Consider the following 804-nt stretch of genomic DNA (forward strand, 5'->3'; position numbering starts at 1 on the left):
GGCTACCGTTTCTAAACAACCCGACTTCCCGCAATTACATGGAAAAGCGTTCTCTGTAACAACTGTAATATGTCCAATCTCACCAGCAGCACCGCTTATACCATGTACAATCTCACCATTGGCGATAACACCACCACCAACACCAGTGCCAAGTGTCATACAAATTAAATCTTTTGCTCCTTCACCAGCACCTTTCCACATTTCACCAAGCGCCGCTAAGTTTGCATCATTATCAATAACAACAGGTAATCCCGTTTCTACTTCTAGTAAATCTTTTAACGGATAGTTTTTCCATCCTAAATTAACCGCTTCATAAATCATTCCAGATGCCACATGTACAGGACCAGGAGCTCCCATACCAATACCAATTAGCTTACTTTTTAATTCACCCAATTCTTCTAACTTTTTATCAATAGCTTTCGCTACATCAAGTGTAATATGTTTTCCTTGTTCATTTGTATTCGTAGGGATTTCCCACTTATGTAAAATTTCACCGTACACATTAATAAATGCTAATTTAATCGTTGTACCACCAAGGTCAACACCAACTAACCATTTCTCTTCCATGTTACGTACCTACCTTTATCTATTTCTTATTTATCTCTTTTTGAATTTCTTGCTTCAACAAAAATAAAGCTGTTTGATAGTCTTGTGGATCGATTAGCTGTGATTGATTTAATTCACGCAATTCATCTTGCATTAATTGTAAATCAGCGATTCGATCACCCGTATAAATAATCGTGCCAAATTTCTTTAGCAATTGCTGAATATCATAAATGGATATCATTTCATCACCCTTTATGC

1 protein-coding gene and 1 pseudogene are annotated in these 804 nt (G+C 36.7%); both read right to left on the reverse strand.

The genetic code is table 11. The features are described 5' to 3' along the window. Positions 1-567, reverse strand: a pseudogene (glcK, locus tag AC1DJR_RS32010) (glucokinase); the annotation flags it as partial. 19 nt (positions 568-586) lie between these two features. Next, positions 587-787, reverse strand: a complete 201-nt coding sequence (locus tag AC1DJR_RS32015) for a YqgQ family protein (protein WP_002015140.1) — start codon at positions 785-787, stop codon at positions 587-589. Between the last annotated feature and the right edge of the window lie 17 nt (positions 788-804).

Source organism: Bacillus sp. 05T31, assembly GCF_056396725.1.